The organism is Zarconia navalis LEGE 11467 (genome assembly GCF_015207075.1).
Classification (GTDB): domain Bacteria; phylum Cyanobacteriota; class Cyanobacteriia; order Cyanobacteriales; family Geitlerinemataceae; genus Zarconia; species Zarconia navalis.
Genome location: NZ_JADEXN010000241.1, coordinates 1 through 7,573, shown reverse-complemented (window position 1 = coordinate 7,573; position 7,573 = coordinate 1). Strand labels below are relative to the sequence as shown.

Annotated in this window: 6 protein-coding genes; 2 read left to right on the top strand and 4 right to left on the bottom strand. The window is 49.8% G+C overall.

The window, feature by feature from the left end:
* On the top strand, positions 1-942 hold a 942-nt coding region (locus IQ235_RS13365; protein WP_264321951.1), incomplete at its 5' end, for an adenylate/guanylate cyclase domain-containing protein.
* Between the two features lie 130 nt (positions 943-1,072).
* On the opposite strand, the gene IQ235_RS13360 is transcribed toward IQ235_RS13365, so the two are convergent.
* From IQ235_RS13360 to IQ235_RS13350, 3 genes are all read right to left on the bottom strand, one after another.
* Positions 1,073-2,251 (bottom strand): DUF4351 domain-containing protein, encoded by a 1,179-nt coding sequence (locus tag IQ235_RS13360; RefSeq protein ID WP_264321950.1) that lies wholly within the window; start codon positions 2,249-2,251, stop codon positions 1,073-1,075.
* A gap of 25 nt (positions 2,252-2,276) precedes the next feature.
* Positions 2,277-2,501 carry a hypothetical protein gene (locus tag IQ235_RS13355; RefSeq protein ID WP_264321949.1) on the bottom strand — a complete coding sequence of 75 codons (225 nt, stop codon included), beginning with the start codon at positions 2,499-2,501 and terminating at the stop codon, positions 2,277-2,279.
* A gap of 92 nt (positions 2,502-2,593) precedes the next feature.
* Positions 2,594-5,497 (bottom strand): beta strand repeat-containing protein, encoded by a 2,904-nt coding sequence (locus IQ235_RS13350; protein ID WP_264321948.1) that lies wholly within the window; start codon positions 5,495-5,497, stop codon positions 2,594-2,596.
* A 204-nt stretch (positions 5,498-5,701) separates the two neighbouring features.
* On the opposite strand from IQ235_RS13350, the gene IQ235_RS13345 reads away from it, so the two are divergent.
* Positions 5,702-6,781: a TIGR03032 family protein gene (locus IQ235_RS13345; protein ID WP_264321947.1), complete on the top strand. Its 1,080-nt coding sequence runs from the start codon at positions 5,702-5,704 to the stop codon at positions 6,779-6,781.
* A gap of 140 nt (positions 6,782-6,921) precedes the next feature.
* Here IQ235_RS13345 and IQ235_RS13340 read toward each other — a convergent pair.
* Positions 6,922-7,573: calcium-binding protein (locus IQ235_RS13340; RefSeq protein ID WP_319592588.1), on the bottom strand; the 652-nt coding region annotated here is incomplete at its 5' end.

The window sequence follows — 7,573 nt, the reverse complement described above, 5'->3', positions numbered from 1 at the left end:
CATTATCAGTCCAAATCCTTAGTCAAAGATGAACTATTAACGCGCATCAAAACCCATATCAAACTGGCAAATATTAGCACCGCTTACGGTCGCTTCGTCCCCCATGAATACTTGTATTTCCTGAGTCGGGAAAGCATTCTCGATGTCAAATTGGGCGACCACATCAGTAAGGAAATGGCGGTCATGTTTAGCGATATTCGCTCTTTTACCACCCTGGCTGAAAGCATGACCCCCCAGGAGAGTTTTAACTTTGTCAATGCTTACCTGCACGAAGTGTCTCCCGAAATTCGTAAAAATAACGGTTTGGTGGTCAAATATTTGGGAGATGGGGTGATGGCCGTGTTTCCCGATCGCGCAGACGATGCGGTGATTGCTGGGATTGCCAAGCTCGATAAAGTGCGACAATACAACCAGCGACGGCTCGAATCTGGCGATCGACCGATTAAAATTGGCATCGGCATTCACATCGGTCACGTGATGGTCGGAATTGTGGGAGAAGCGGGGCGCATGGAAGGCGATGCCCTTTCCGATAACGTTAATTTGACGGCCCGCTTGGAAGGTTTGACTAAGTTTTACGGCGTTTCGTTACTCATTTCCGAACAAGTGGTCAAGAAGATGCACGACCGCGAGAAATTCCAGTTTCGATTCCTCGATCGAGCCATCGTTAAAGGCAGAAGCGAACCGATTTCCATCTATGAAGTTCTCGATGGAGAACCCGAAGAAACCCGAAATCTTAAATTGAAAACCCAACCGGATTTCGAACGGGGTATCGAGTTTTATCGCCGAGGGGAATTGGAACCGGCTAAAGAGTTTTTCAATCGAGTTTTACAGGTGAATTCCCTCGACAAAACCGCCGAACTTTATCTCGAACGAATCGAGAGATTACAGCGGTTAGGGCTTCCCGAAGAGTGGAATGGCACTTGGCGATTTACTGAAAAGTAAACTCGTGAAAAAACAAGATTCGATCGAATTCACCAGATAAAGTGAAATTTAAAAGATCGTCAAAGTGCGCGCATTTTTGATTTAAAATTTGAAAGAAAAAATTTGAATTTAAAATTTCACTCTAACTCGATTACAAACTATTATCGCGTTTTCGATCGTCCGTCAACCAATCCATTAAATTTTCAGAATTTTTAAACTCAAACATGGCTTTTCCCAACTGCTCGAGTTGGTCGATGGGTAACTGTTGAATGAGTTCGTCTATGGGAGATTCTAGATCGCCAAATCGGTGTTTTATTTGACCGATAAGCAACTGCTCCAATCCCTGACGAAATCCTGCCTGAAATAGCCATTTTTCTAAGTCAGCGTGGCTTTCAAAATCTAATAATGCTTCGCTGAGTACCTCTAGCTGCTCTAAAGATAAGTCCCTAACTTGTTTTTCTAAATTTGGACTTAGCGGCCCAAAACGATGCTTGAGCTGTCGCAGCACTGTAACCACAATTCCCAAACCAATTCCTTGTTCGATGCCCTGTTCGATTCCTTGGGAAATGCCTTGAGCAATTCCTTGTTCGATCCCTTTTTCCATCCAACTCGTGACAATCTCCATAATTCCCTCCTGTGCTGTCAGTTGCATTCGATCGATTTCCGATTCAAAAACTTGTTCTTCTATAACATTTAAAGGTAAATAAGTATCGATTAATCCAGAAATAAGATGAGCGCGATCGAGATTTAAGTCTAATGAGGTCAGCATTCGCAGACATTCAGCTTTGACCCTCGGGCGTTCCTCCAGCGTCATCTGCATTTTGGCCATCAAAGCCGCTGCAACGGGATTGTGCCGATCGCGAAATTCTTGCCAGTTCAACCGAGGTAGGCAAATCGAGACAAAGCTAAATTCTAATACCTGCCGATCGGGAAACGTGACTCGATATCCATTGGTTTCTGAAGTTCGATCGCTCTGGTCTAAAAATACGACAATTGGGTAAATTGGGATAGCGTACTGTCGATCGAGTTCGACAACATCGTGAAACATTCGCCTCGCCAAACCGGTGCGATCGCTCGCGCGATGTTCGGTACGAATGAGGAAGCAAGTGGGGCGATCGCGAAACTGGACTCGGGCGATAAAATCCGTTTCCTCTCGATCGGAAACAATGTCACGGCTCGATACCTCCGGTTCCACAAACGCGATCGACTCGCGATCGACCTCCCCAGCCAAATGGGGCAAAAACAAGGCGATAAAGTCCCAAAAAAAGGTAGATAGCAACTCATTAAATAAGCGACCGCGCTCGATCGCTCGTTCCTGACGTTGATTCAATCGATCTCTCCTTAGAGGCGGATATTCAAGCCAATCTGTGAATGGGTGAGGTCTCCAAGCAAAACTCGCTGGCGATTCTGTGGAGGCGACACTCAAGCATAGCATCGACAGCCCGTTCTCCAACGGTAGCAAGGGTTTCCTTTTTGAACTTCCGCCACGGATGCAAGACGACAAAGGCGATCTCGCAGTGAAGATCGCCCGGACACTCCGAATCTGTCGTTTCTAACTTGCGATCGCAGGACTTACGCATCGCATACACAGTAAACTTAGTGGGGTGCTATTGGTGTCTCAACACACCCTACCAATAGAAGCTATAAGTATTGGATCGACAATAATCTCGATCTACAACAGGGCAAAATCTGTCGAATCGATCGCCCCTGCATTCACCCCTTGCAAGGTAACCGAGAGTCCGCCAGTCGCCGTAATTTGGGTATCGTTACCCACCTGAGCGAGCGTCACATCGGCAAAAGTCAACCCATCTCGCAAACCGATGATATCTACCCCATCGGTGAAGTCGGCCACCACATCGATACCATCACCCGCGCGGAAGTCAAAGCGATCGCCTCCCGCACCACCAATCAGGAGGTCGTCTCCCAGGTCGCCGCGCACAACATCATTTCCCACACCGCCGAGGACGATATCGTTATCGCGACCGCCGAAAAGTACGTCGTCGCCATCGTCGCCATCGAGGACATCCGCGCCGCTATTGCCAAAAAGGACATCATTTCCGGCGTTGCCATCTAGGGTATCGTTGCCGAAATCCCCCATCATCACATCAATTCCCGCACCGCCGGTTACCAAATCGTCGTCTTTCCCGGCAAAGATGAGGTCATCTCCCATTCCGCCATCGATAGTGTCATTTCCGGTGTTGCCAAAAATCAGATCGTTGCCATCGTTGCCATCGAGGCGATCGGCTTGAGCAAATCCCGCCATCGTATCATTGCCAACTAAGCCGCAGAATGAATTGGCATTTTCATCTCCAAGCAGCGAGTTATTCTCATCGTTGCCACAAATACCCGTCGCGGGGAAGTTCGGTAGCACGATTTCGAGTCGATCGAGGACGAGGCGAACGCCAGGTAAGGATTCCGGTGTCGCTGTTGGGTTGGCAGTGGGACTTTCCGATGTGGGATTTGAACTTGGGGGCGTTGTCGGTACTGCCGGATTCTGCGGTGTGGGAGACGGTTCGTTTGCAGGGGGTGTTGGAGTTGTTGGATTTTGTGATGTGGGAGATAGTCCGTTTGTAGGGATTGTTGGAGTCGTCGGATTCTGCGGTGCCGGAGTCGGTGCGATCGGAGGTGTTTCGATGCCCGTACCTTGGATATCGAAGGTGTAGGGGTTTTCGTCGCTGTCGTCGCTGGCAATGCTGACGGTGGCGGTGCGAGTTCCAACAGCCAAGGGGTCGAAGGCGATCTGGAATGTCGTATCTTCCCCAACTCCAACAGTTGCCGTGGGTAAAGCGGTGACGCTGAAATCAACAGCGTCCGTGCCATCGATCTCGACGAGGGGAGAACCGTCCAGGGTTAAGTTGACATTGCCTAGGTTAGCGATGTTGAAGGTGCGAACGACGGTTCCCCCAGCAATATTGGTACTGCCAAAATCGGTTCCATCGGTGGTCTCGGGAGTGGTATCGCCGCTGGCAATGGCGATACTGTTACCCGTGATGTCGATTTCGGGCGGATCGAATTCAAAGGCTCCAATATCGCGAGTGCCAACAGCGACAACTCCCCGTTGGTCGTCTGTCGTTGCCCCCGCACCAGAGGCATCGATCGCCGGAGAACCGGAGACGAGGGCGTGGTTTGCCGTCGAACCGCCGTTATTGGCAAGGGTGATATTGAGGACATCGGCAATCGTCAGTCCCGTAGTATCTAGAACGCTATCCAACCCCGTGCCGATATTGCCGTTCCCATTTCCAGTCAGAGTTCCGACGATATTGTTGTTGTTACCGTTGATGCCGTTTCCGGAAACATCGGGCGCGTCACCACTGATATCGGTATTACCGGCAATAATGCTGTTGCGAACGGTCAGCGTATTATCTTTATTGAAAATACCACCACCATCGCCACCGTTGTTATCGGCATCTGCGGTGTTATTGGTGATGGTAGAGTTTTCGATCGTTCCGCCTGTGCTAGTGTATACCCCGCCACCGTGATTGTTACTCGTATTGCCCGATACGGTGGAGTTGGTGAGGACGACATCGGTAGCGCCCAAAATACCGCCGCCAGATTCAACGCTAGTATTACCAGATACAGTAGAGTCAGTTAGAGTAAGGGTTTGTCCGCTAAGAATACCACCACCAAAAAAGGAACTAGTATTTCCAGAAACAGTAGAGTTGGTCAGTGTAACTGTGGCAAAGCCAAAAATCCCTCCCCCGGAGCTGTTGGCATTATTCTCTGACACAGTGGAGTTTGTCAGAGTAAGGTTGCCGCTACTGAGAATACCGGCACCTGCACCGCCATTATTAGTTGTATTACCGAAAACGCTGGAATTAGTCAGAGTGACATCGCTACTCCCAAAAATACCACCACCACCGTTACTAGCAGTATTCCCCGAGATGGTCGAGTTAGTCAGAGTGACAGCGCCATTACCAAAAAGACCTCCCCCACCGTACTTGCTGGTACTTTCTGAGATCGTCGAGTCGGTTACAGTAACGTTTGCGCTACTGTGAATACCACCACCACTGCCGTTGATACTAGAATTCCCCGAGACAGTGGAATTGATGAGAGTGACATCACCTTGACTTAAAATGCCTCCGCCGGTTTCTTGTGCCGTGTTACCCGAGACGGTGGAATTGATGAGGGTGACTGTTCGGTCGCTGGCAATGCCACCGCCAACCAAGTTCGCTGTATTCCCTGAAACGATGGAATTATTGAGGACGATATCCCCCGCGCTCAAAATTCCCCCACCTCTAAAGTTCTCTGTTCCCCCCGTCAATGTCAGTCCGGTAACGGTTAGGGGAACGTTTTGGGTAACGTGAATCACCCGAGATACTCCATTGGCATCGATCGCTAGGCTATCTGATCCAGATCCCGTGAGGCTTAGCTCTTCGGTAATTGCAAGTTTCCCTCTCGTCAGGGTGATGGTTCCAGTTAACCCTGGTGCGAACTGGATTTCGTCAGCTCCCGCATCTCCGGCAATGGAACCATCTACCGACGTGTTGGTATTGGCAGCTTGGATCGCTTCGCGGAGGGTCACTTGACCGTCTCCATTGACGTTATCGGCGAGGCTGGTAACAGTAATCGTTGCCATGGAAGTAAAATTTTGTAATTCGGAGTTGTCACTTGACTGGAGTCGATGACGATCCGCGCGGGTAGAATGCAGACCTTCCTTTCCGTTCTAACTTTGTAAACAGTCCCCTCGCCTCCGTAAAATTGCGTCAGTACAATTTCTCAAAAAAATAGGTTGAAGAAATTGTTTTGCCGATAAAATTGCGATTGACAAGATGACAAATCCATGCATGAAATACCGGCTCTCGAACCCATGCGCAGCGTCCATACGAGCAACTTTCCCAATCTCTTAAAACAGTTAGGAATTTCTCTGGTCGTCTCCACTTATCAAGCGGGAAAATTGATTCTTTTGCGCGCTGAAGAAAACTCGATAAATACCCATTTCAAAGTTTTCGATCGAGCGATGGGATTAGCAGTCGATCGGGAAAAAATGGCGATCGGCACGGCATATCAATTGTGGGAACTGCGCAATATTCCCGCCGTCGCCGATAAACTCGAACCGCCCGGAAAACACGATGCGTGTTACTTACCCAGAAGTATTCGGATTACGGGAGATATCGACGTTCACGAAATTGCCTATGCCAGCGAGCGATTGTGGTTTGTCAATACTCGCTTTTCGTGCCTGTGTACTCTCGATCGAAATCATAGTTTCGTTCCTCGTTGGAAACCACCATTTATTACTGCTTACGATCTTCGCGATCGCTGTCATTTAAATGGTTTGGGATTGCGAGAAAATCGCCCCAAATATGTGACGGCATTGGGCGAAACCGATACTCCCAACGGCTGGCGAGAAAACAAAGCCAGCGGCGGTATTTTAATGGATATCGACACTAGCGAAATTATCGCCCGCAACTTATCGATGCCCCATTCCCCCCGTTGGTATCGCGATAAATTGTGGGTTCTCGAATCGGGAAAAGGTAGCCTCGCAACCGTCGATTTAGCCACGGGAAACGTCACCACAGTTACCGAACTTCCCGGCTTTACGCGAGGTCTAGATTTTTACGGAAACATCGCCTTTATCGGTTTATCTCAAGTGCGAGAAACCGCCACTTTTAGCGGTCTGCCGATTACCCAAAAAGCGAGCGATCGCATTTGTGGCGTATGGGTGGTGAATATCGACACTGGAGAAACCATCGCCTTTTTGAAATTTGAAGATGCCGTCCAGGAAATATTTTCGGTTCGAGTATTACCCGGAATTATGTTTCCCGAGGTTATCGACTGGGATAAAGACTTGATGGCAAGTTCTTACGTTCTACCCGATGAAGCACTCGCCCAGGTTGTTCCGATGTCTCAAGAAGGCGAGTAGGGGCAAACCCCCCATGGTTGCTACCCGATGAAGCACTCGCCCAGGTTGTTCCCATGCCTCAAGAAGGCGAGTAGGGGCAAACCCCCCGTGGTTGACCCGTTAGCACAGAGACAGCCGGGGTAGGCACGGGGGCACTACCCCTACACCACGGCAAAATCTGTCGAATCGATCGCCCCTGCATTCACCCCTTGCAAGGTAACCGAGAGTCCGCCAGTCGCCGTAATTTGGGTATCGTTACCCACCTGGGCGATCGCTAATTGGGCGAAGGTCAGTCCCTCCCGAAGTCCAATGATATCTTGTCCGTCGGTAAAATCTGTAATAACGTTCGCGCCATCAATGGCGCGGAAATCAAAGCGATCGCTTCCTTCGCCCCCTGTCAGCAGATCGTTGCCCAAATCCCCACTGAGCAGGTCGTTTCCCGCACCGCCAAGCAGGGTATCGTTATCCTTTCCCCCCAATAACGTATCGTTGTCGTTACCCCCTTCGATCGAATCGTTGCCGCGATTTCCCCAAATCAGATCGTTACCATCGCCACCGGTAATGACATCGTTATCCCGTCCGGCAGCTATGATATCGTCGCCAATCATCCCATCGAGGCGATCGTTTCCAGCATTGCCAAACAATAAATCGTTGCGGTTGGTCCCCAGAACGGTATCATCTCCACCACGGGAAGCTGCTAGGGTTTGGGCGATGTAATTGGCATAGGCAGACACGCGGGTATCGGCGAGATATTCCCCAAAACTGGTATTGTCGGCATTGTCGATGTCCGCACTCGCTTGGAAACCGTAAGAT

Bases quoted from the DNA above. Each gene is read 5' to 3' on its own strand.
- IQ235_RS13355 (WP_264321949.1), bottom strand. From the start codon at position 2,501: ATGCGTAAGTCCTGCGATCGCAAGTTAGAAACGACAGATTCGGAGTGT.
- IQ235_RS13345 (WP_264321947.1), top strand. From the start codon at position 5,702: ATGCATGAAATACCGGCTCTCGAACCCATGCGCAGCGTCCATACGAGC.
- IQ235_RS13350 (WP_264321948.1), bottom strand. From the start codon at position 5,497: ATGGCAACGATTACTGTTACCAGCCTCGCCGATAACGTCAATGGAGAC.